The following is a 24,629-nucleotide window of genomic DNA, read 5'->3' on the forward strand; positions in this document are numbered from 1 at the left end:
AATACCTGTATCTCACGAAAAATCAGCCTTTCTTCAAGATTTAAAGCAGATAATATATTCGTTAAAATATTTTTTTTATCCTGCACTTGGAGTTTATTGACAACCAATGTTCATGCATTAGAACTGAACGACAATAACTCACTAAATTTATTTTATAGAGAGAAAAATTTTCAACCCATTCCCTCTATTGAAAATCTGGAAGAAAATCTGGAATTAAAACCAGCATCTTACTTAGAAATATCTCCCAATAATTTCCCTAGCTTCAAACAAACAAATGTATCTATATCCGAGGAAGAACATGATAAATTAGATTTTGGGGAAGAGTCAAAAAAAGGTATAAATTCAGTAACAGATATAGAAGAATATTATCATCAAATCCAGTATACAAATGATACAAAGATAACTGATAATAAGAACATAATTGTATCATCAAGAAAAACAGAATCTCAAACATTACAATCCTTAATATTAAGCACTGAACAAGAAAAGCATAGATATCATAAATTCGAGAAAATATTAATTTCTGCACCAAATAATTTTAACCCAGGGAAGAAATTACCACCACCTCCACCACCTCCACCACCCAAACCAGTTAAACCTCCAGAAAGTAAAACACCTAGTAAACCTCCATTAGTTTTAGAAAGTATTCAGACAAATTTTCGCAATGATTTCAACAAATTTAGTCAGCAGAATACATTTTTTGAACCAACCTTTCAATTTGGGCTAGAAAACGGACAAAAATTCAGTATTAAACCCGGATTTAATACCTTTAAACAACCTAAATTTGAGGACGTCACAAATATTCCCCTCCAGTTTGGCTGGCAAACAAAAATTGAGAAATTCACCATTCAAACAGCAGGTGGGATTGACATATTTAATCGCCTACCAATAGCTTTGAATTTTAACCTACAAGTCGATCGACCTATTTTTGTCAATTTAACCCCTGATTACAAACTAGATTCGGCTTTATTTTTGGCAGCAGTAGTCGAACATGGTCCCTATAAAAGTAGCGCTCAAACTCTAGAAAAGTTAATTACAGCAACCCGTACTGGATTAAATGCTTATTGGCAAATTAAACCCAATATGAGCTTTTTTACCCTTTATCGCATAGGTTTTTATAACGATGGGAATTTCGAGCAACAATCCTTCAGTCGTCTCGAACATAAATTTGGGGAATTTTATCTTGCGGGAAATCTTTTTGCTTGGACATTCAATCGCGATCGCCAAGAAGCTGCTGGCTATTTTTCTCCTAAAAATTTTCTCGTATATAATCTCGAAGCTGGTTGGGATAAGAAAATATTTGACTTTCTCAGTTGCCGATTAAGTGCTAATTTAGGGCAACAAATACTCAATGGAGAAACAACCAACGGAAGCACCTATCAAGCTCGTTGTAATGCTAACATTTTACCAAATATTAATTTAGATTTAGGATATACCTTTAGTAGCTCTCGCGAACTAGATACAGGTAATAGCCCCTATAATAATCGGAATCTTTCTGGTCAGATTCAAATTAAATTTTAGTTTTACAGCTAATTTTATAGCTAATGTTATTTGATGCCTTTAGCGCTTGCATAAATAGCATCAATAAAAAGATAATGATTATTAAAATTAATCTGGTTTTCTCCATAGAATAAACCAGATATCACAATATTAAAACTATTATTTTATCAAGACTTTAAGTATATTTGCGATAGTATTTACTTTATATAAATACTATAAATGTATAAAGTGAATATGAACTTAATTGTTATCAGTGATTGTAATCAGCTACCAAAAGTTTAGAGATTGATTTAATGCATTTATTTAAATATTTGTCATGGATGCAAGCAATGCTATTACTATTAAACAGATTTGGCAGTGGAGATATAATCCTTTAGCTTATGGAAAAAGAGATTTAAGAATTGATTTTCTTCGAGGTATTGCAATCATTTTTATGGTTTTTAGCCATTTAGAAAGTCCTTCTTTATTCAGTGCTATCAACCGCAATAACATCTATGCAAGTGCAGCTGAAGGATTTGTCTTCATCTCCGGTTTAGTTCTGGGAATGGTGACATTGGGACGCATTCGCAAAGTTGGTTTTCAAGAATCGATGAAAAAACTACTTCAGCGTTCCTGGATACTATACAAAACTAGCTTCATTCTCATCTCAGGATTAGGGCTATTAAGTATTATTGCCCCTAACTTGACCCGACCTTCCTTTGACATCGCTCCCGGTGCTTGGTGGGAAATCATTTTTGCTGCTGCGACTTTCCGATTAGCTCCTCCAGTTGTCGATATTCTACAACTATATGTACTCCTATTATTGATTTCGCCAGTGATTTTCTGGTTATTGAGAAAACAATACTGGCTGCCTGTTTTGGCATTTTCCTGGTCACTGTGGAGTATACAACAGTTACATCCCTACGCTTTAAGTTTTCAGACCATAGATAGAGAGCATACCTATTTTGCCTTGGCTGGTTGGCAGTTGTTATATGTTCATGGTTTACTTGCCGGTTATTATCGCAGGCGACTGCAAGCTTTATGGGCAAAGATTCCTCAATTGCCCCTTACTATCTTTTTTATTTTAATTGTTATTAGCTCAACTATTGCTGCCTATCATGATATGAGATTAGGATTGTTCCCTAGTAAAGTTGCAGATAGAATTGCTTGGTTAAATTGGACAGATAGAAGTCAATTGGGTTTTATTCGTTTGATTAACCATATTGGCTTTTTTCCCCTACTTTACGTTATTGTAGATAGATTTTGGCAGCCTTTATATAAAACCTTGGGAAAACTATTAATTACCCTGGGGCAAAACTCTTTATATATATACATTCTGCATGTTCCCCTAACTTTGATTTGGTTTTCAATTCCTGGTTTGGTGAATGGTCATCCCATCGTTACAACCCTTGCTCAAGGTGTAGCGATCGCGCTGTTATGGTTCCTTGCCAAAAAAGAAGTGCTGTTTAATATCATTACCCATTAACTCCATTACTCTATGACACAACAAATCCACTTCTATTCAAGTCTTGCCCCTCCAAATATATTTCGACAATTGCTAGTTTGTGGGGCGATCGCTCTCATCACCATTGGCATCCATCAAACTCTCAAATGGCGTGAAAGAAATACCCTTGATACTCCAGTTGTTATTACTAAGCGCTATCGCTTGCGAGCAGAAGATATGCAACTAGCTCGTACTGCTTGGACATATTTTCAGAAAAATCGCCAATCAACGGGTTTTGTTTCATCTGCTGCTGACTTTCCTGCCATAACAATGTGGGATGTGGGTAGTCAATTAGCGGGAATGGTGGCAGCACGAGAACTGGGTTTATTATCTCCCCATGAATTTGACACTTGGATGCAACAAGTTCTCAAGTCTTTAAACGAATTACCTTTGTATCGTGGTGAATTGCCCAACAAAGTTTATGATGCAAAAAATCTAATTCCCATCAACTACGGAAAACTAGGTAAACCCCAAGAAATCGGTTTCTCTGCACTCGATTTGGCAAGACTAGCTAGGTGGTTAGATATCATTGCCAAAAAATATCCCCAACATACAGCAGCTAGTCGTTCTGTCATCGCTCGTTGGAAAGTACAGCGACTAGTATCTCCACAAAAGCAACTAATGGGAACTGATGCAAGTACTGGAAAAGAAACGTGGAACCATGAAGGACGTTTAGGTTACGAACAGTATGCTGCTTATGCTTTAAAAACAATTGGTGTAGTTGCCAGCACATCCCTTGACTCAAAAGCAGAGGCAAAATTCGTCAACGTCATGGGTACCCTCATACCCGTAGACAAACGTACTACTTACCGGAACCATGTCACCAGCGAACCCTATATTTTAGATGGCTTAGAAACTGGATTTCAAGCTTTACCAGCAGATTATGCTGCCAGATTATTACAAGTTCAATTGCGACGCTACCAAGCCACAAATCTTCTCACAGCTTGGTCGGAAGATAATCTTGATCGTGAACCCTGGTTTGTCTATAACTGCATTTTTGTAGACGGACAACCATGGAAAACAGTTGATATGTCGGGTAAAGAATTTCCAGATGCCCGTGGTAGTAGTCTCAAAGCCGCCGTAGGCTGGCATATGCTTTTCCGCACGAGATATACAGAAAAATTATACAAGGGTATGCGCTGGTTAGGCGATCCGGAACGGGGTGCTTTTGCCGGGTTTTATGAGCAAACTCAAGAACCTAACCGAGCATTAACTTTAAATACCAACGGTATTATTTTGCAGTCTCTTTTGTATAACTATGTTGGCAAACCTTTGATAGTTTGGGCTGATGAAAATTAAGAAATTCATCAAGCCAACTAATTTAGTACCTGAAAAATATGTAACTTTGTGTCTACGTATTTTACCCACATAAACACCTTTTGATTTTCACAATTGACATCAAAAAATGACTTCATTTTACTTGTCTGAACAAACCAATAACTTTTCTGGGAATAGCCGTTCATCCCTGAAAAAAAGAACCCTATTGTTTCGGTTCATAGCTGAAATAAACTTAATTTTTGGCGCATGGTATTTGTATTGGCGGGTTCATAACTCTGTTAATACAGATGCATTGTGGCTGTCAATCCCTTTGCTATTTGCAGAAATTTATAGCTACATCGGTGGCGTGATGTTCACTATTGGATTATGGCGACCTATCGAGCGCAGAATTAAATCATTACACCAATTAACACCAATTTTCCCCCAAGACAATTATCCCCAAGTTGATATTTTCATTGCTTGCTATAACGAAGCACCGGAACTAGTAGAACAGACTGCAAGGGCAGCATTAGCAGTTGATTATCCGCCAACAAAACTCCGTGTCTACGTTCTAGACGATGGGAATTCTCCTGATATGCGGATGATGACTGAAAAATTATCTCTAGAAGATTTACAGTCCCCACCATTACAAGCAGCAGCAGACAAAATTGACAAAAAACATTTCCAACTTGTTTCCAGACTAGAAGAATTAGATAATCTAGCATTAAATAGTCAACATACTGAAACTTGGCTGAATGAATTATCTTCAGGGAAAGCCACTACAACGGATGCTCAAGCAACTAGTTTTGTTGAAAATCTTCGACAGCTATTACTATGGTTTCATCCAGAAAGTAAAAATATTCAAGATGCTCTGGCTTCCGAGCGTCAAAACCTTAAACAGGCAATTCATCAACAAGAACTTGAACTAGTAAATCTAGCTCGATTACACTATATTGCTCGTCCCAAACCAAAGGGAGTTGCACATCATGCTAAAGCTGGAAATCTCAATTATGCCATCTTTGCTGGTGAAACATCTGGAGAATTTATTCTGACTTTAGATGCAGATCATATTCCTAAGCCTCAATTTTTGAAACGTGTCTTACCCTATTTCTATAATTACAACCTATTCACGGGTACATACGAGTCAAATAAAATTGCATTCGTTCAGACTCCCCAGGATTTCTACAACCTTCCTGAGGACGATCCTTTTGCACATAACGCGCATTTATTCTATGGACCTATCCAGCAAGGGAAAGACGGGATGAATTCCGCTTTCTACACAGGAACAAATGCGATTCTGCGACGGGAAGCATTAGTGAATGTTGGTTTACAGTATTTCTCCGATGAATTTGCCCAAGATGAAAATCGTCTCAGTGAATTTCAACTAGTAGGTGGAATGTCTAGTAATAGTATTACTGAAGATATGAACACTGCGATGCGACTTCATGCGGCAGGTTGGCAATCTGTTTATCATCATGAACTTTTGGCAGAAGGTTTAGCACCCGATGACCTCAGTTCTACCTTGAAACAGAGAATGCGGTGGGCACAAGGTACAATTCAAGTCTTGGTACGTGAAAATCCTCTGACAAAACCAGGATTAACATTTTGGCAACGCTTGCATTATTTCAAAACCATATATAGCTATTTCTCTGGATTTACAACTTTAATTTTTATTAGTTGCCCTATCTTGTTTTTCTTTACGGGTATATCTCCTGTAAAAACTGTGGGTTACGATTTTGCACTACACTTTCTACCGACTTTCATTATCAATCGTCTAACATTTGTAGTTATCGCTTGGGGAATACCAGCTAAAGAGGTTTGGCGTTCTGAACAGTATGCATTTGCCCTATTTCCACTACTCATTCAATCAGTGGTGAGTGTCTTTACACGCCAGCCAATTAATTTTCAGGTAACGCCAAAACAACGACAATCAGGAGTTTATTACCAGCTAGTAATTCCTCAGATTCTAGTATTTTCTCTGACAGTTATAGGAATTATATGGAGTCTTTCTCAATTTGCATTTGGTCGCTTGCAATATCCGGAAAATTATCTATTCAATGGATTTTGGGCAATTTATAATTTGTGTTTAATGTGGTCAATTATCAGTGCCGCATCTTGGAAGCCGAAAACGTCAAAATAGATGAATATGATACTTATTACCAGCGACAACAAATAAGTATTTCCTATAATTCAAATCCATCAAGCTATTGCACCTGTTAATAAATTGAGTATAAAATGGGCATATCTTGAGAACGTGAAAATCAGTAACTACATCACCCTTTCAGTATATGTAGTTAAATTTTAATTCACTTTGTTGAGTGAATTTTAAAACAAATATCACCAAAAATCAATCACCAAATAATTTATGTCTACTAATCCTAAAATTCTTCAACCATCGGGAATACTGAACGCAATTAGCGGCAATCAATTGCGCCGCGAAATTAATGACCATATTGCAGCAGGAGATAAACTATTTTTAATAGACTTGGAAGCCGTTGAATTTATTGATAGTTCTGGTCTTGGAGCTTTGGTCTCTTCGATGCAGAATATCAAAGCCTCTGGTGGAGAAATGTGTGTTTGCTCAATTGGTGAACAAGTTAAAATGCTTTTTGAGCTAACTAAGATGAATAAGATATTCAAGATATTTGCGAATCAGCAAGAATTCCATGATAGTTTTGTGGCAACAGAAAAATAAGAGAGTTAAGATACTTTAAGTACTGCTGAGTAAATTGCTAATTCTTCCTTAGTCTCCACTATAGGGGTGGAGGCTAGACGTATGGAGTTTAATTAGTCATCTTGTCTGTAACTGTGATGTGAATATAGGTTATAAAGAAAAAATCTTTGCTGTTAATTCTAAAATGAATATAGATTATATTAACGTGAATCAAAAGATAAATCTTCAAGTAATTTCAGATATTACTGCATCTGAAGAAGTTTTATCTTGGTTTGAGCAAATTAATCAGTCCAAGGTTATAGATAAAAAAATATGGTGGCAATGCCAGACTCTTTTGATTGAAGGTTTTATAAATATTGTGGAGCATGCCCATCATGATTTACCTAGTGATACGCTGATCGACATAGAAGCAATACGTTTTGATGAGCGGATTGAAATTCGCATTTGGTCCTATGGAGCTCTCTTTGATTTACAGAAAAAGCTCAAAGAAGTATCTGATTTCGATAATAACTTCGACGAAAGAGGTCGGGGTTTAAAAATCATGTCTGAGATTGCAGAAAAACTTACCTATGAGCTAGAAGCAGATAATCGTTGCTGTTTATTTATGAGTAAGAATATCTAACTATATAGAAATATGTAACTGCAATTAAAGAATTAGGAAGTTTAGCTTTATTTGTCTTTGTCTAAATTTATATTATTGATGGGTAAAGCCACAGCACAATTTCGTCGGTAGAAATTAAGTTTTCAGGAAAATTTATAAACTTGTGTATATACCTAGGGTCAGAAATACGGGATTTTGACGCATCACGACTGGTAAATTGTGTATTTTAGACTTTACAGGCTGAATCGATATAGGGGAAAGTGAAAGGGAAAAGAGCGATCGCCACTAGAATCATCCTCTGGAAAGCTAGGGATAAGGGTGAGTCAAATTTATATATCTAGAGGCTTGTGCTAGTACACTTTAGATACTAGACATATTAAGAGGTTAGTTTTTAGCAAAGCTTGCCCTTGCGATCGCAGTTCTCAGAATATCCCCAACAGTGGAAATTTTTATTGTTCTTTTACTTATTCTTGCCAACGCTTTGTTTGTCATGTCAGAGTTGGCGATCGTTTCTGCACGAAAGGTTCGCTTACAACAGTCAGCAGAGCGAGGTGATGCTAATGCTCGTGTGGCTTTAGAATTGGCATCTTCTCCTAATCAGTTTTTGGGTACGGTACAAATTGGTATTACCCTACTGACTATTCTCTCTGGTGCTTATGGTGAAGAGACTTTTTCCAAAAGAATCGCACCGTTGTTGAGTTCTATTCCTTTACAGCCTTCCTATAAGGAGCAGTTAGCGAATGGATTAGCTATTCTAATCATTACCTATCTGACATTAATTATCGGGGAATTAGTCCCCAAGCGTCTAGCCTTGAATCACCCCGAACCTATTGCTGCGGTGATGGCAATTCCGATGCGGATGTTATCGACTGTAACTGCTCCCATTGTTTACCTGTTGAGTGCTTCTACAGAAACGGTGTTGCGAGTGTTGGGGATTCGTCCTTCCACCGAACCCCAGGTGACAGAGGAAGAAATTCGCGTTTTGATTGAGCAGGGAACAGAGGAAGGAACCTTTGAGGAGGCAGAACAGGATATGGTTGAAAGAGTGTTTCGTTTAGGCGATCGCCCTGTTAGCGCCCTGATGACACCTCGCCCTGATATCGTGTGGTTAGATTTGGAGGATACGGCGGAGGAAAATCGCAAAAAAATCATCGACAGTAGTTATTCTCGCTACCCAGTATGTCAAGGTGGGTTAGATAATGTTTTGGGTATTATCCCCGTTACAGACTTACTAGCTCGCTGTTTTTGCGGTGAAGCCTTAGATCTAACGGTAGGTTTGCGCCCTCCAGTATTTGTACCAGAAAGCACCCGTGGCTTAAAGGTACTGGAATTATTTAAACAAACTGTCACCCATATGGCATTAGTTGTAGATGAGTATGGTGTGATTCAAGGATTGGTGACTCTCAATGATGTCATGATTGAAATTGTTGGCGATGTACCTTCAATTGATGGGGAAGACGATCCCCAAGCAGTCCAACGGGAAGACGGTTCTTGGCTGTTGGATGGTATGTTACCTGTAGAGGAATTTTTAGAACTATTTGACCTAGAAGAATTACATCCCCAAGAACATAGTAGTTATCAAACTCTAGGTGGTTTTGTGATTACTCAACTTGGACGTATTCCCGCAGCTGCCGATCATTTTGAATGGCAAGGTATGCGTTTTGAGGTGATGGATATGGATGGAAACCGTGTAGATAAGGTGTTAGTTGTACCACCAGGAATGAAAAGTTAGGGTGAGGGTTAACACAATTCGTAATTCTACCTGCGGGAGAGTTACGCTAACGTAATTGTCTTTTGTAACGGGGATTTTACCTTGATGCTGTCTGAGCTTGTCAAAGGACACAAAATATACTGCTTATAAATCAGGGTAATTAACCCCCCAATTTACTTACATCTGTCTTTCTTTGTGATGTTCCCTATTTTCCCTTACCTATTATCTATTCCCCATTCCCTAGTCTCATCTGATGTGAATTAGAAATTAGAAACACCTTTTATACCATAAGGTTTTCAATATTGATTCACAACTCATTACCCATTCCTCATTACTCATTCCTCCCTATTCCCCTTCCCTAATATCAACTTTGCTAATTCACAAAATCCCTCACCCTCGGAGTTAGCGGTGATATGAGTCGGATGGTGTTGTAACTTATCTAAGTATTCCCGCACATTTGCCACACCCACGGAGAAGGGAAAATAACTTCTATTAAATAAACTCTCATCATTGGGGCTATCACCAACGGTGACAATTTCTTGAGGTGAGTATTGGGGAAAATATTCTCGTAATACCTGAGATAAACCGATTGCTTTATCTTGTTGCTGGGGTTTGATGTGACATTGCACCGTACTGTAGGTGAATCCCCATCCTAATTGCTGACACATATTCGCCATGGTTTGCAATTCTTGGGTGGTGAATCCGGTGACATCAAATGTCCAATCAGTAATCCGGAAGCGGTTATCGTGGGATTCTTGAATTTGGGGAAATTTTCCCTGTAACTCGGCAAAAACTGCTGCTAACTGTTGTCGATGGTGGGTGATATTGTCTATGGGTGTTAAAGGAATGGGGCGATCGCTACCACCTAGATAAAAGATACCGCCATTTTCGGCGATCGCTCCTGCCACTGGTAAATAACTAGCAATTCCATTTACCCAACCCCCAGAACGTCCGGTGACAATCACCACTGTAATCCCTGCGGTGGCTAAATCTACCAAACTTTGTAGCAATTTACTTGTAAATTTACCCTGGGTTGTCAGAGTACCATCCATATCTGTCGCAACTAGGCGAATTTGGGAATAATTAGTCATCATCTATGGTTGTAAAATTAACTTACTCTTCGCCTGCTTAAATATATGAGCTTTTTGCCATCCCAGGGGATGATAGCGAAAATTTCTCCACGGTTCAATCATGTCATCATAATGGCGATGAAAAGCATGTCCCGATTGCCCAGGGGTGTGCATTCCTAAGGAATTATCCCAATTATTCACATCAACAATCATCCGCATAGAAGCTAAAGATTCAGCAGTAAAATCATTTTTGGGATTCCAATTACTAGCATTGACAATGGAATTTCCCCCCGCAACTGCAAACTTGCCACGATTCAATAAAAACTCAATGGGAGGAACACCGGATTTTCCTAAGCTTTGGTTCCGAAAATTAATTGTATGTAAATTTCCCCAGCGCCATTTATTGATATTACGCCCTAAAGTTGCCTCTAATTCCTTCACTCCCCCTTGCAAAGCTTGCCGGAAAATATCATCACGGGTTTCCTTGTTCTTTGTCTGGGGATTATCCCACCACTGACTCTCTGGTTGTTGACTCAAATTATCGATGACAGTGAACCAACGACTACCCCCAGAGGGTAAATAATCCAGTGGTAACTTCCCTGTAAAATTATCTATCAGTAAGTGTTTCCAAAAGGCGGCAAAAATCGCGGCTCCTTGACTATTAATATTATCTTGAAAATCCCACTTTTGTAATATTCTCTGAAATTTCTGCAAATAGACATCTGATAATTTTAACTTCAGTAATAGTGGGACAATTTTGACAGCTATGAGATTTTTGTTGTCTGTCTGAATGGTTTGCATATCCTGAAAATTTAAACCCTGTTTCTTAGCTGTAATCATTTCCACAATTCTCTGGGCACGGAAACCATAGTCCCATTCATTGGAAATTAAATCAGGATAAGTTTTGTCTATTACCGCATTATTAGCAGTGACAATATATCCAGATTCAGGATTGAATAAACTGGGCAATTTTTCAAAGGGAATATATCCTTGCCACTCAAATTTATCTGTCCATCCTGGTACAGGTAATAATCCATTGCCCCCTTGACGTACAGGAATTTTACCAGGCATTTGATAACCGATATTACCATCAGTATCTGCATAGACAAAATTTTGAGCCGGAACATCGAAATCCTTTACCCCATCTTGAAATTCCTGCCAATTTTGACTTCGGTTGATTTTGACAATTGCCGATGCTAAATTAGATGCTTCTAAAGCTGTCCAACGTAAGGATAAGGCAGCATTTTTCGGTAGGGGAATTCCGAATCTTTTTTGAAAGTCTTTTAACTTGGGATAAACATCAGAAATAATCGGACCATGACGAGTATAACGTACAGTTTCTGTGACTGTTTTCTCCCCTGCAACTTGAATATTTTCTCTTACCAGTTGCATATCTACCCATTTACCGTTGAATTCATATTGCAGAGGATTATTTGGATTAATCTTCTCAATATATAAATCCATCACATCCGGTTCTAAGTTTGTCACACCCCAGGCAATTTTATCATTATGACCAATAATTACTCCTGCCATTCCCGGAAAGGAAAATCCCGCGACATCATAGGGACATTCAGCATTTTTAACTGTGCAATGTAGCCCGACTTCATACCAAATTGATGGTATTTGTACACCCAAATGGGGGTCATTGGCAAGGATAGGTTTACCTGTATTGGTTAGTTTTCCCGATATCACCCAATTATTAGAACCAATACCCATATCAGGGGAATGGGAGGAAAGGGAGAATAGTGAAGGTGAAAGGGTTGTGGTGGAAGGGTGAAGGGGAACAGGGGAAGGTGAAAAAGCAATTGTTTCAGATAGCTTGCTGTTGGAAGTTGGGCTAACTTTACTACTAACTACTATGGGATGGTTGTCAGGGTAAGGGGGAAATAAATCTTCTACCTGCTGAGGTGTGAGGGTTTTGAGGAGGATACTACGCTCAATTTCTACCTCTAAATTATCTCCTAAATCGTAAGCCATGACTTTACCCCAGGTGAGGGTGTGGATAGGTTGCCATGGTTCGGGTTTATAACCGGGGTTGAGAAATTTCAGAATATTGTATTCTAAACTGAGGGCTTGATTTTGATGCTGTTCTAAATAGCTATTGACTCCTGTGGTGTATGCTTGGAGAATTTTTTGAGTTTCTGTATTGAGTTGACTAAATTCTGCCTTTGCAACTCTTCCCCATCCGATAGTACGGAGAAATCTATCCGTTGGTAGTTGAGATTTCCCAAAGATTTCCCCTAATCTACCAGAACCAACGTGTCGCCAAAAGTCCATTTGCCAAAAGCGATCTTGTGCATGGATGTAACCCTGTGCAAGGAAGAGATCGTGGATATTTGTGGCGTAAATATGGGGTATACCCCAACGATCGCGGTGAATTTCTACTGCTGCGGTGAGTTCTGGTAGGGTGATTTTACCGCTTTCCTGGGGAAAAGATTGACGAATTGTCTTGGCGATCGCCCCTCCGCAAATTAAGGTGAGTAGCAAAACGCTCATACAGATGCACTTAATAACTCGATTACGCAGTAGCTTTCTCAACATAAAACCAGACAGTAAACTTAGCTGCTGTTACTTATTCTCTGTCTTTTGGTCGTTTTGCCATACCTATTCCCACGGTTATTTTCAATTTGATATTTTCGAGAGACTTATTGAGTAATTATACTTATTGCTAATATTTTTAGATTAATAAAATAAACCTAAAGATTATGCTTGTTTTCATTAAATAATGAGTAACGACTCACTTAATTATTTCGTGATATTCATGTTGTTTTCTCAAGTAAAGTTTATTGTATTTTGCTCCACCTCTTCAGCTTTTACTGTTAGTCTGTTATTCATAGAGAACCATAGTTAAAGTTAATTTATCAATGATTTACTTGCCTTAACAAAGGTTTACATTATCTGAATATCTGAAATCTATATATTTTCAGTTTAACTATCGAAATTTTTCCTCAAATCTGATATTAATTATCTCAACAATCTGACACTATGCTAAATCGAATTGCTCGCCCACTCATGAAACATTATCGCCACGAATGGATTGAAGAATGGTGCCAAGAAAATGGCTGGACAGATTTGTTTGAGGAGCGCAGTAACAACTATTGGGCTTTTCCTCCCGGTGCAGTAATGCCAGAACCGATTCCTTATCAAGTCTTAAGATTGATTAAATCTGAAAAGGGTATGACCTGCGAAGAACGTTTTTGGTCTATCGTCGCAGTCATGGCAACAATGCTTGGTGCTTTCGTGACTTTCTGGTTAAAATGTCCGATTCCCTTAGTTGCTGCTTTTGCGTTGAATGCAGTGACTGTTGCTCAATTAGAAGTGGAAGATGCTTATTAAGTTGTCTGGCATAAAATCCCACTTGATAAATTTCAGTTATGCCATTTTCTTAATAATTACTAAAGCTATTGATGACTCTTGTAAAGAAATTTTGCAAGAGTATTTTTGTGATTTTGTAGTGATATCAATGTAGTAGCCAAAAATAACTCTCTCTAATTTCAGGGTTGGGGAGAATTCAGCGCGTTCGTGTAGCGACTCTTTGGAGTATCACTCCCCATAGGGAACTTTCCCATCCTCTCGGAATGCCTCTGAAACCTCAACACCTGTAAATAATTATACTAATACGACCATCTGTTGAGGGATATTTTTGATTCAGAAGTATCAAACTGTGAGGCGATATTTTCACCATTACAAAATGTAATACAATTTTTAATTGGCAAATTAGCTGCCATATTTGGGTTTGATAGTGGTAGTCTGAATCAGACAATAGCTAGGTAATCGGTGATGATGTTTGACTCAAATTGGTTGACCGATGGGTACAGGGAACAGAATTATAGAGCAGTATTCTAGTAATTTATACTCCCTATCATTATAGGAAAACTCTTGGTTTAAATGAACTAACGCGGTATATATTAATTTCACAGTGAATAGGTTTAGGTTTCAATGACGCTGCTGTCGGAAGTAATGAAAAAGAGTAAGAAACCATCTCTATTATTGACTTTTTCCGCTACCGGTTTATTAATTGGTGGTGGTTTTACGGCGTATTGGTGGTTAAATCAAGGACATTTATTTGCGAGGAATTTGCCAGTAGGAGCAAATATTATTCCTCAAGATGCGGTTTTTACAGTCTCCTTGACCACAGATAGCTCACAATGGCAAAAATTGCAGCAATTTGGTAATCAAGAAAATCGTACAGAGCTAGAAAAGAATTTACAGCAGTTGCGCGATCGCTACCTTACCAGTCGTGGTTATGATTTCCAAAAAGATATTCAACCCTGGGTAGGGGAACAGGTGACAGTCGCAGTGTTAAGTTCTGAAGCAACTAAACCCGCTTCGCCATCCAAGCCCGTAGCAACTGATACAATTACCAGTAATGTTGAAGAGTCAATGGTAGTAGTCCTGCCAATTAAAGACCAACAGAAAGCTCAAACTATCCTGGGGCAAACTGTCAAGGGTAGTAAATGGCAAGAACGGAATTTTCAGGGTGTAATAGTTAGAGAAAGCACCGAACAAAACGGTGAAAAGTTTTCTGCCGCAGTGCTAGAAAATAAGTATGTGGTGATTACAGATAACCCCAAAGCTACAGATAGGGCGATCGCTGCTTATCAAACCAAAACAACCTTGGCTAGTAGTGCTGGCTATACCAATAATTTATCCAGAATTGGCACTAGCCAACCCTTTGCTCAATTTTATGTGAATGTTCCTTACTCAGCCAGAATCGCTGCTGCATCCCCTAACCGTCGTTTACCTGCTCAGGTTTTGACACAGTTGCAAAATAATCAAGGTTTGGCAGGAACAATCAATGTTGAATCTCAGGGTATTCGTCTCAAAGGGATTTCCTGGTTAAACCCCACAAGTCAGCGCACCCTGACAGCGAATAATGGCACAAAGGAAATGGCAAATCGCTTGCCGTCAGAAACCTTGATGATGCTCTCTGGTACAAATTTGCGCAGTTTGTGGATAGATTATGCTTCCACATCCCAAGGAAATCCCCTCGCACCAGTCACCCCTGAGCAATTACGCAGTAACGTCAAATCCCTGACTAACTTGGATTTAGATCAAGACTTACTGAGCTGGATGGGTGGGGAATTTGCAGTTGCGGTGATTCCTGGAAATGTAAATCAGACAGATTTCCAACCGGGGTTAGTTTTCATGATTAAAACTAGCGATCGCCCCCGTGCAGAACTAGCTTTAAAACAACTAGATGAAGTAATTGCTACTCAATATCAGCTACAAGTACAGACAGAAAAAGTTGCTGATAAGTCTTTAGTTAACTGGGTTGTACCTGCGGGAGGAAAAATTGCTAGTCATGGATGGTTAGATAACAACGTAGCTTTTTTAGCTTTTGGGACACCCGTAAATAATAAAATTATTCCCCAACCAATCAACAATCTTGCTAGCAACCCGCAATTTCAAAAAGTTGTTCCCACAGTCAATCAATCAGTCAACAGTCAATTTTTCTTAGATGTGGAAAAATCATCTCAGAATTTTCCCCTGTTTACTATCTTCCCCAAACAGCAAGCATTACTGAGTGCAACTCGTTCCCTAGGTATCACCAGCAGCATTAGTGATAGTCGCACCTCAGAGTATGAGGTATTTTGGGAATTGAAGAGGGAATAGGTGATGGGTGACAGAAAAATATTTTTCCCTGCTTCCTACTCTCTACCCTTCCTATTAACCATTCCCCGCCATAAACAGATAGGATCATAACTGACAGAATATATAAAATCAGAAAATCCACTGGAGAGATGGCTTTATGAATCTGGTTATACTCCAGAACTGGCTTGATAATGCTTCATTTGCAGTTCTATTCTTAACAATGCTGATTTACTGGGGAAGTGCGGCATTTCCGAATATACCCTACTTACCAGCTTTAGGAACTGCGGGAATGGCGATCGCCAATTTATCTATCGCCACCCTCCTCGGTGCAAGATGGATAGAAGCTGGTTATTTCCCTCTGAGTAACTTGTATGAGTCTCTATTTTTCTTAACCTGGGGAATCACTGCTGTCCACTTGATTGCTGAGAATAATAGTAAAAGTCGCCTGGTGGGGGTAGCTACAGCTCCCATCGCTATGGGGATTACAGCTTTTGCCACTTTGACTCTACCATCAGAAATGCAGGTATCAGAACCCCTCGTACCTGCCTTAAAATCTAACTGGCTGATGATGCACGTCAGCGTGATGATGTTGAGTTACTCCGCGCTCATGGTGGGTTCTTTATTAGCGATCGCCTTTCTTGTCGTTACCCGTGGGCAAAATATCCAACTCCAAGGTAGTTCCTTTGGTAATGGTGGATACCGCACCAACGGCTACAGCCTACGCAAAGCTGGAGAATTGGTGACAGAACCCATTACAACAAGTATAGAAAATAACGGCTTTACCCGTTATGAAACCAACAGTAATGGCAATGGTAACACCGCAGTTTTACAAACAGTACCTGCAACTCAAATTACTAACAACCCAACTACACAAACCCTATCACCCCAACGTTTGAGCCTTGCCGAAACCCTAGATAATATTAGTTATCGCATTATTGGTTTAGGTTTCCCCCTCCTGACAATCGGTATCATTGCCGGTGCAGTTTGGGCAAACGAAGCATGGGGTTCCTACTGGAGTTGGGATCCCAAAGAAACCTGGGCATTAATTACTTGGCTAGTATTTGCGGCATATCTCCATGCTCGCATAACTCGCGGCTGGCAAGGTCGTCGCCCCGCAATATTAGCTGCAAGTGGCTTAATTGTCGTTTGGATTTGCTATTTAGGAGTCAATCTTTTAGGAAAAGGTTTACATTCCTACGGCTGGTTTCTATAAATTAGGATTGGAGAAAAGAGGATAGTTTTCTTATCTCTCTTTCTTCTCTCCTCTTCTTGTCTTTTTGGTTGTTACATATTTTGAGAATTACTTCTATCTCTTGGGAACAATAAAATTTAGTTACAGGAGATAAAGTTATGAGTGAACAGTGGGAAACTCTAGATCAAAATGATGTAATTGTCTTTAACGACTTTGCCTATGACTCAGAACATACAAAATTAGTCTCTGATTTTATTAAAATTCTCAAGCACGCTAGCCTCAATGGCAATTCTTTATCAACACTTTTTGAACAGGGATTAAATTGTGCGGTGCTAATTCCTGGAAAAGAATGGAGATTAGGAAAAATTAAACTGAGTTTAGAGTTTGCCTCTGATGAACTCAAAGATATCGAGCATGATTTATCCAACACAACTATAGAAAAGTCTCCACTCGATGATTTACGTGAAAAAATCAAGCGCATAGAAGATGATAAATGCCAATAAATATACAAATCTATGCAAAAACTCATCAGATATTACAGACTGTGCCATGATTCCAGTCTCAGGTGACACCTGCACCAACATCAATTAAAATATATTTCCCTAATTTACTCTCATTGACAGTAATACACTCATTAAGGCTTTGCCAACAAAAATATACCAATTCCAATCATCACGCAGCCAGCGACAGTATTTATAGCTTGTCTGGCTTTCGTATTCATCAGTAATTTGGCTCTATCCGCCATCAAAGCATAAATAAGCTTGACACTACCAACGGATAAAATCGTAATTGCAATAATTATTATGGTATCCAAGTAAGATATCTTATGAATATCAATAAAAGCTGGAAAAAAACCTAAATAAAATAATGTGGCTTTCTGATCGCCTAATGTAATCAAAAGCCCCGCGATAAAACTAGAGAGCAAAGAAGACTTGGCACCCTTTTGTAATTCTATATCGCTAAGTTTTGAGCGACATAAACTAATACCCAAAAAAATTAAATAAACTCCACCCAGGTATTTAATCAAAACAAAGAGATTACCTATGGTTTCAGCTAGAAATGATAAGCCCCAAATAGCTAGGATAATAAAAAAAATATCACCAACTACTATCCCGATAGTTGTGAAAACACCATGAATAAATCCAGATGTGGCTGATTTGGTGGAAACAGTTAATACGCTGATGCTGGGAATCGCAGCTAGAATCACCATCGCGGTAAATAATGCAACCATACTACTGGATGTCATAGGGTTTGACTCTCCCCATCAAAAGAATTATGGTGTTTTGCTGCTAAATTTCTAGTTCCTTCATTACCTGTAACCATTTGTCTGGTGTTGGTAAGGTTTGCTGGAGAAATTCCCTTGTCAAATTGCTGGCATTAGCTTTATATAATAGGGCGGCATAGCTGAAATTACGAGCCGGTTTTTTGAAGTCATCCACTCCATAGAGGGAAATCAATTCTGCCAGCTTTTCCTGAATTTTGAGAATAACTTTGGGAGTCTGAGCCAGTAAATCATGCATCCACTGTTCCTTCTCGACAATAAAAGCAACTAATTCGGGGTTGGCAGAATTTTTAAACTCATGACAAATCCCCTGAATTTTTTCCCATTTATAACTACCCCAGGGTTTAGCCATCATCACTGGTAACTGCCATTTCACTATCTCTTCTTGCCAATAGTCTTTAGCTGCTTGTACGTGAACAATCTCAAAACTAGGTAAAATTAAGGCAGTCAATTTGCCCCCGTGACAAGCTCCAGTGTCTATACCATAAGCTTTGTGGTCAATTATCAGGGGATTATCACCGACAACGCGATGACCAAAAATTACAGGCTTTGTACCAGTATATAATTGGCTCCAATAGGCGTTTCCATAGCGTTTTTCGAGATGTTTTTCACCCGCAGTACAACCACATAAAACTTCTTCCCGTTGTTTCTGCATGGGTATACCATTTTCCACCGCTGCATGGACGAAAATAGCCTGCTTAGTTTCATGATAGTAAGGTAAGTGGCTCACCCATTCCAAAAAATCTTCATAGCTGTCGCCAAATTGTAATTTCACAATTTCCTGGGAGTAGGAAAGAGTTTGTTTGAGATGTTTGCGTTCATGATTTCCCATTAATACAATCGTGTTGGGGCGATTTTTGAGAAATTCGTATACTTTGACTGAATCAACCCCGCGATCGACAATATCCCCTAGGGAGACTAAACAATCTGCCTCGGTAATTTCTACCTTAGTTAATAGCTGCATAAGTTCCGTGTAGCAGCCATGAATATCGCCAACTACAATTGTTCGCATAGCTCAAGTTGAATAGAATAACTTGAGTGTAACATATGCGTGTTTCTAGGTGTAGTATAGAATGGGAGTTGCGAAGGTATGGAAAGCTCGCAGATAGGAAGTCAGAAGGTTGTTAATTTTATCAGTGGACACCTTGATATAACTCAAGCAGAATTTGATATCCATTACCGTCCTTTGATTGAACGCGCGATCGCCCAAAATGAATGTTTTATCCTTGGGGATGCGAGGGGTACGGATACCCTAGCACAAGAATATCTTTGGGGACGAACAGAGGCTGTAATTGTTTATCATATGTTTACCAGTCCTCGCAATAATCCCGGATTTTTAACCCGTGGTGGATTTAGAAGTGATGTAGAGCGAGATACACAAATGACGCTGGATTCTGATCAAGATATAGCTTGGGTACGACCTGGAAGAGAGCAATCGGGTACACAAGCTAACCGCGATCGACGCAATTCACTTACATCAAAGAGTATAAAATAAGCACTCTTTTTTGTAATACAAAAAATCCTCATCATAATAGCTTTTCGTAACTATCGAATGCTACCCTGACTGCCTCAAATAAGATTTATCGGTGAGCTAGATAGTCAGATTTGATAGTACTATTCAGGGTTGTAACATCTTCAGGCATCAATTAAATTGACTATAAAATGGATTCTGCAATTGTACAAAATAAATCAATTAATCAGGATTAATACTGAGGTCTATCACTTAACCGAAAGTAACTATTGATACTATTGACTATTGAAGAGATTTTGTGATGGAAAATGAAATTTTCGTGTATCAACCTGGTGAACAACATATTTATGATTGGTCGGGTAATCAACTAGCCCCAGAAGCACGCAGTTACATTACTGTCAATAATATCGTCAGAATTCAAGTGAATGATAGAAATTTAGACTATTGGGAAGCCGTTTATGTGCAAATTACTGCAATTGATGAAAATGATATTTTGACGGCGACGGTCTTAGATACTTACCGCACAATGGTACAAGAGACAGATGTTCAGGATGGAGAGATACTACATTTCCCTAGAGCTTGTGTGATGGAAATTCCTCATACCTGGGAAAATAACGAAAATTTGGTGATTGTAGAAAATATGAAAACTGGATACGGACGCGAGGTTACAGGAGTATTTATGGATGAACCTTCCTCATAAATCGTCTTTTCTTTCCGTGAATGTGTTGGAAAAATAACCTGAATGCTTCGCAATATTTTCTCTGTTCTTAAATATCTTCTATCTGCTGCGTTATCCGTTTGTGCTGTTTTCTTATCAGGATTTGCTTCTTTATTTATCCGTGACCTTTTAAAAGGGAAAAACTATTCGGATGTGGGAGTGCCGATGTATGAGAATTATGGTGTTGCAACTCTTGCGGGGATGTTGGTTTTTGCCATAGTTTTATTTGTTTGTTTATATATTCTCCAACACACACTGAGTCGGAATTTACAGATGTTTCCCTATATAGTTGCGATTCTAGCCTGTATTGCCTTCAGTCCAATTCTTGTGTTGCTTCTTTTTTGATAATAGGATATATGGAATCTTCCAATTTCAAGATGGTAATAACAGGGAATTGGCAATGGCAAAGCGAATTAATCATAACTGATGATTTCATATCTGAAACCTATTTTTTTTCTCAAGCAATAATTAACTTCGGTCAAATTCTCACATAGAGAAAAGCTCATTAAATATCTGTCGAGAAAAAATAGTAGGAGATGAGTAATTTACCTTTGCTGTAATCAGCATTGCCAATTCCCTACTACTTCAGTTTGACTCGATTATGAACTGAGTAGCATCGCTTTTTCTTGGAAAGTTGGTTGCAGTAATTGAAGGTATAAGTCGCTCAACTGACTAGCAACACCACCCCAGCTAAATTTATTTTCTACACGTTTTCTGGCTGCTTCTCCTAATTTATTTCGCCATGCAGGATTAGAAATGATTTTGTCGATAGCGATCGCAAACGCATCATGGTCTTCGGGTGGTGCTAATAACCCGGTTTCACCATCAACCACTGTGAACTGTAAACCACCAACATCACTAGCGACTACTGGTGTGTAACTTGCCATTGCTTCAATCGCAACTAGTCCAAAGGGTTCGTAATGACTTGGAACTACACAAACATCCGCAGCAGCGTAGTAGTAAGGCAGAATTTCTTGGCTCAAACGACCGGGGAAGGTGGTAAAGTCTTCCATACCTAGTTCTTTGACTATCCCTTCAATGCGATCGCGTTCAATCCCATCACTCTGTCCAGGAACGCTACCACCACCGATAATCAATTGCAGTTTCCCTTGATCACGGAATTGGGATTGAGCAACGGCGCGAACTAGAGTTTCAATTCCCTTACGATGGTCGAAACGTCCCACGTACATTACAACCTGAGCATCCTCAGCAATTCCTAATTGTGCCCTAGCTGTTTGGCGATCGACACAACCAAATCTGTGGATATCTGTACCGCAAGGAATAATATCAATATTTCCCTTTGTCGAAACCAGCGATCGCATATGCTCTTTTTCCTGGGGACTAGTTGCCACAACTCGTTGAGCAGTTTCTAGTAGTTCTTTTTCCGTTGCTAGACGAGTCGTCGCAATCAAAGGAATGGTTTTGACTGTGTTGTATTTTACGGCTCCCAAGGAATGGTAAGTATGTACTTGCTGACTACCTTGAATCTTCTTGAGTTGCATCCCTACCCAACTCGAAAGCCAGTAATTGGTGTGAATTAAAGGATAGGTATATCCATTTTCTTTCTGAAATGCCAAGAAATGCTCTACAAATTCTGGCAAATGTATGTACAAATTATCTCGTGGGATAAATTCTAATGGTCCGGCACTAAAACGGATGGTTCTACAGTTTTCTTTGTGTTGGACGATTTCTGCTTGTTCTTCGCTAACCCTGCGAGTAAACATATCTACTTGCCACCCCAGGTCAGCAAGCGCCTCACCGACATTCCGGACGTACACATTCTGTCCTCCAGCTTCTTCTTTACCAATCTCGATAGCTGGATCGCCATGGACAGAAATCAAGGCGATGCGTCGTTCAGTTCTAGAGTTCATAGTTTGTTGGTTTGTTTTGTTGAAGAGGTTAATGGCAGTATTTTTTACCAGATCATTGACCTCAATCATGGGGAAAAGTTTAAGTAATATTTATTTTAATTTAATATGTGTAAGATTTTTATACATCTACTAGGAGAAATACTCTTATTGACTGTGTATTTATATTTATCCTGCTTATAGATATATTTCTATGTATTTATTTGATAGCATTGACGACCTGCGGATTTATTGTACTAAAGATAGATTGCATTGACTCAAGTCTATGGTAATCATTACTTAAAGTCGAAGCATGGTCAAATATCTGTACAAAAAAGCATGTTGTATATACTACTGAAATACTTATCGTATTTATACTGAATAATAAATATTGCTGAATATGATTATAGGTGTATAAGCATTTAGTGATGAAAACGATAAGTATTTTGTGATGACAGGACTTATTTGCTCTAGTGTGATTTTGCGAGTTGGTTCAGAGGCGAGATATTTTTCTGTTCATTCCTCCCTATGTTGATGTTGCTGTGATGGAGAGGAATGAATTGTGACACAATTATTTTTTGTCCAAGCTTTTTTCTGTCGATCTCTGACAGCTTGTGTATTCTATGAAGTTGGAATTTGTTCCTGTTGAAGATTTTTATTTCGCTCTTACCCTGGCAGTTCGGACATTAGAAGATATAGAAACGCCTGGTTTAGTAGCACAAGTGCGATCGCTACTCTGGGAAAAATGTGGTCAACCTTCTACTGTGGCTCCAGGAAAACAGAATACTTTTAATTATGTATTCTCTGTGCAAGATATAGATAACAGTCCTGCACCTGGGTTGGTAGTGTCTGTCTCTGACTGGCAAGATAAACTTCGCCTAGCTAGTGACTATGGTTGGACATTGGATACAGAACGTAAACCCATACGAACGGAAAAGTTCAGTGATAGGCAGCAGTTCACCCAAGAGTTGCGATCGCACTTACAGACATGGTTACAAATACCATTAATCTGAAAAATTAACATGATTTGATAATCACTATTTTTCCCTGTACCAAAATTCTTGGTAAAGGTGTTGGGAAACAATTAAAAATTAAAAATCAGCTCATGTCGATTTTTAATTTTTAATCTGTCTTTCCCCAAAGCATTTAGTTGGTTGCTTGAGCTGCCAACATTTGCTTTAACTTTTCAAGTTCAGAAGCCCAGCGTGGATCTGGACGAATAGCATCACCATCGCCAGAGGAAGAAGTTTCCTTCACACTGCTGCCGCGACGAGCTTTTTTCTGACCTTTTTCTTTGCGGCTACCTTCACGATTTCCACCACCTGGAGTCGGACTGCTAACAACTTTCGGTGCTTGCTGCTCTTCGCCTTCTTCACCTTTAGTTCTGGGCAATGCTTTCTCTATTTTGATGGCAGATTCTTTGAACATCTGACCATTATATTTTTCAATAATCTGGTCTGCTTGTTCATCACTGTTAACCGTAATAAAACCAAATCCCCGGCATTTTCCGGTTTTACGGTCTTTGATCAGTTTAGTTGTGACAGCATCGCCTTCATCTGCAAATACAGCTTGCAGTTCTTGACGATCTATTTCTTCTTTGGGCAAATTGCCTATGTAAAGGCGAACAGACATGAATATACCTCCATGGGTTGACTGAAAACTTCCAGGCAAAAAACAGTAGCTTGGCTTTGGCTTTTGATAGATGCTATTGACCAAGGCTGCTGTAAATTATTTTGGTTATGACAAAATGCCAATGTATACAATACAGTTTTTCACCAGGATTAAGCTTTTTCAATACAGCGTATAAACGCCAATAACACCATTTATGCTATGGATTCTGAATTTTACTACTTACTGCTTGCCACAGGAAACGTCTTCAATACCTTTTTCCGGAAGAATCAACACCATTTCTTACGATATCACGGTATTTCCCATGTAGCTAGTTCAGGAAAGACATTTCCAGTTCTGGCTTTAACGTATCGTAACATGAAAGATATTTTTTCCAAAAATTGACACATAAGGAAACAAAAACCAGCCATTGGCTGGTCAAACGCTGCTGTGTTGGGAGAAAAAAGGGGATTGATTAGCGCAAGCAGCCGAACCCCAAGACCTAGATTTTGCTGCTAAGTCATTTCGGTTGCAGTTTTTATGTAAATAAAAGTAACAGTTTTTGATATATTTTGCAACTTTTCTTTACATTTGCTGTTTTGGTCATGGGGAAGAAAAAG

At 38.8% G+C, this 24,629-nt stretch carries 21 protein-coding genes; 15 read left to right on the forward strand and 6 right to left on the reverse strand.

The window, feature by feature from the left end; all coding sequences use genetic code 11:
• The first annotated feature begins 96 nt into the window (after positions 1–96).
• The 7 genes from IJ00_RS15265 to IJ00_RS15295 all read left to right on the forward strand — a co-directional run bounded on the left by IJ00_RS15265 (position 97) and on the right by IJ00_RS15295 (position 9,247).
• Positions 97–1,521 carry a hypothetical protein gene (locus IJ00_RS15265; protein WP_052754463.1) on the forward strand — a complete coding sequence of 475 codons (1,425 nt, stop codon included), beginning with the start codon at positions 97–99 and terminating at the stop codon, positions 1,519–1,521.
• Between the two features lie 295 nt (positions 1,522–1,816).
• Entirely contained in the window at positions 1,817–2,965 is a 1,149-nt protein-coding gene (gene opgC, locus IJ00_RS15270; RefSeq protein ID WP_035154340.1) for an OpgC domain-containing protein, read from the forward strand.
• Positions 2,966–2,977: 12 nt separating this feature from the next.
• Positions 2,978–4,282, forward strand: a complete 1,305-nt coding sequence (locus tag IJ00_RS15275) for a DUF3131 domain-containing protein (RefSeq protein WP_052754464.1) — start codon at positions 2,978–2,980, stop codon at positions 4,280–4,282.
• A 106-nt stretch (positions 4,283–4,388) separates the two neighbouring features.
• On the forward strand, positions 4,389–6,380 hold the full coding sequence (locus IJ00_RS15280; protein WP_035154342.1) for a glycosyltransferase family 2 protein: 1,992 nt from the start codon (positions 4,389–4,391) through the stop codon (positions 6,378–6,380).
• Positions 6,381–6,605: 225 nt separating this feature from the next.
• Positions 6,606–6,935: an STAS domain-containing protein gene (locus IJ00_RS15285; protein ID WP_035154343.1), complete on the forward strand. Its 330-nt coding sequence runs from the start codon at positions 6,606–6,608 to the stop codon at positions 6,933–6,935.
• A 163-nt stretch (positions 6,936–7,098) separates the two neighbouring features.
• Entirely contained in the window at positions 7,099–7,536 is a 438-nt protein-coding gene (locus IJ00_RS15290; protein ID WP_035159113.1) for an anti-sigma regulatory factor, read from the forward strand.
• Between the two features lie 406 nt (positions 7,537–7,942).
• Entirely contained in the window at positions 7,943–9,247 is a 1,305-nt protein-coding gene (locus IJ00_RS15295) for a hemolysin family protein (RefSeq protein WP_035154345.1), read from the forward strand.
• Between the two features lie 314 nt (positions 9,248–9,561).
• Here IJ00_RS15295 and IJ00_RS15300 read toward each other — a convergent pair whose 3' ends face one another.
• Positions 9,562–10,320 carry an HAD-IIB family hydrolase gene (locus tag IJ00_RS15300; protein WP_035154347.1) on the reverse strand — a complete coding sequence of 253 codons (759 nt, stop codon included), beginning with the start codon at positions 10,318–10,320 and terminating at the stop codon, positions 9,562–9,564.
• Entirely contained in the window at positions 10,321–12,792 is a 2,472-nt protein-coding gene (locus IJ00_RS15305; RefSeq protein WP_238178344.1) for a penicillin acylase family protein, read from the reverse strand.
• 516 nt (positions 12,793–13,308) lie between these two features.
• Here IJ00_RS15305 and IJ00_RS15310 point away from each other — a divergent pair.
• From IJ00_RS15310 to IJ00_RS15325, 4 genes are all read left to right on the forward strand, one after another.
• On the forward strand, positions 13,309–13,632 hold the full coding sequence (locus IJ00_RS15310; protein ID WP_035159115.1) for a hypothetical protein: 324 nt from the start codon (positions 13,309–13,311) through the stop codon (positions 13,630–13,632).
• Positions 13,633–14,256: 624 nt separating this feature from the next.
• Positions 14,257–15,912 carry a DUF3352 domain-containing protein gene (locus IJ00_RS15315; protein WP_035154350.1) on the forward strand — a complete coding sequence of 552 codons (1,656 nt, stop codon included), beginning with the start codon at positions 14,257–14,259 and terminating at the stop codon, positions 15,910–15,912.
• A 136-nt stretch (positions 15,913–16,048) separates the two neighbouring features.
• Entirely contained in the window at positions 16,049–17,104 is a 1,056-nt protein-coding gene (gene ccsB / locus IJ00_RS15320) for a c-type cytochrome biogenesis protein CcsB (protein ID WP_035154352.1), read from the forward strand.
• A gap of 137 nt (positions 17,105–17,241) precedes the next feature.
• Entirely contained in the window at positions 17,242–17,586 is a 345-nt protein-coding gene (locus IJ00_RS15325; RefSeq protein WP_046814828.1) for a KGK domain-containing protein, read from the forward strand.
• A gap of 131 nt (positions 17,587–17,717) precedes the next feature.
• Here the strand turns inward: IJ00_RS15325 and IJ00_RS15330 are convergent, their stop codons facing one another.
• Positions 17,718–18,314 (reverse strand): LysE family translocator, encoded by a 597-nt coding sequence (locus IJ00_RS15330; RefSeq protein ID WP_238178345.1) that lies wholly within the window; start codon positions 18,312–18,314, stop codon positions 17,718–17,720.
• A 58-nt stretch (positions 18,315–18,372) separates the two neighbouring features.
• Positions 18,373–19,377, reverse strand: a complete 1,005-nt coding sequence (locus IJ00_RS15335) for a metallophosphoesterase (protein ID WP_035154354.1) — start codon at positions 19,375–19,377, stop codon at positions 18,373–18,375.
• 78 nt (positions 19,378–19,455) lie between these two features.
• Between IJ00_RS15335 and IJ00_RS15340 the strand changes: the two genes are divergently transcribed.
• From IJ00_RS15340 to IJ00_RS15350, 3 genes are all read left to right on the forward strand, one after another.
• On the forward strand, positions 19,456–19,860 hold the full coding sequence (locus tag IJ00_RS15340) for a hypothetical protein (protein ID WP_238178346.1): 405 nt from the start codon (positions 19,456–19,458) through the stop codon (positions 19,858–19,860).
• Between the two features lie 277 nt (positions 19,861–20,137).
• Positions 20,138–20,536 carry a hypothetical protein gene (locus IJ00_RS15345; protein ID WP_035154355.1) on the forward strand — a complete coding sequence of 133 codons (399 nt, stop codon included), beginning with the start codon at positions 20,138–20,140 and terminating at the stop codon, positions 20,534–20,536.
• Between the two features lie 42 nt (positions 20,537–20,578).
• Complete coding sequence (locus IJ00_RS15350; RefSeq protein ID WP_035154356.1) at positions 20,579–20,899, forward strand: hypothetical protein; 321 nt, start codon at positions 20,579–20,581, stop codon at positions 20,897–20,899.
• A gap of 254 nt (positions 20,900–21,153) precedes the next feature.
• Here IJ00_RS15350 and IJ00_RS15355 read toward each other — a convergent pair whose 3' ends face one another.
• Positions 21,154–22,425 carry a glycosyltransferase family 1 protein gene (locus IJ00_RS15355; RefSeq protein WP_035159121.1) on the reverse strand — a complete coding sequence of 424 codons (1,272 nt, stop codon included), beginning with the start codon at positions 22,423–22,425 and terminating at the stop codon, positions 21,154–21,156.
• Between the two features lie 599 nt (positions 22,426–23,024).
• On the opposite strand from IJ00_RS15355, the gene IJ00_RS15360 reads away from it, so the two are divergent.
• On the forward strand, positions 23,025–23,414 hold the full coding sequence (locus IJ00_RS15360; RefSeq protein WP_035154357.1) for a hypothetical protein: 390 nt from the start codon (positions 23,025–23,027) through the stop codon (positions 23,412–23,414).
• Between the two features lie 133 nt (positions 23,415–23,547).
• Here IJ00_RS15360 and IJ00_RS15365 read toward each other — a convergent pair whose 3' ends face one another.
• Positions 23,548–24,033 (reverse strand): RNA-binding protein, encoded by a 486-nt coding sequence (locus IJ00_RS15365; protein WP_035154359.1) that lies wholly within the window; start codon positions 24,031–24,033, stop codon positions 23,548–23,550.
• Between the last annotated feature and the right edge of the window lie 596 nt (positions 24,034–24,629).

The sequence above is a fragment of the Calothrix sp. 336/3 genome (assembly GCF_000734895.2).
Classification (GTDB): domain Bacteria; phylum Cyanobacteriota; class Cyanobacteriia; order Cyanobacteriales; family Nostocaceae; genus 336-3.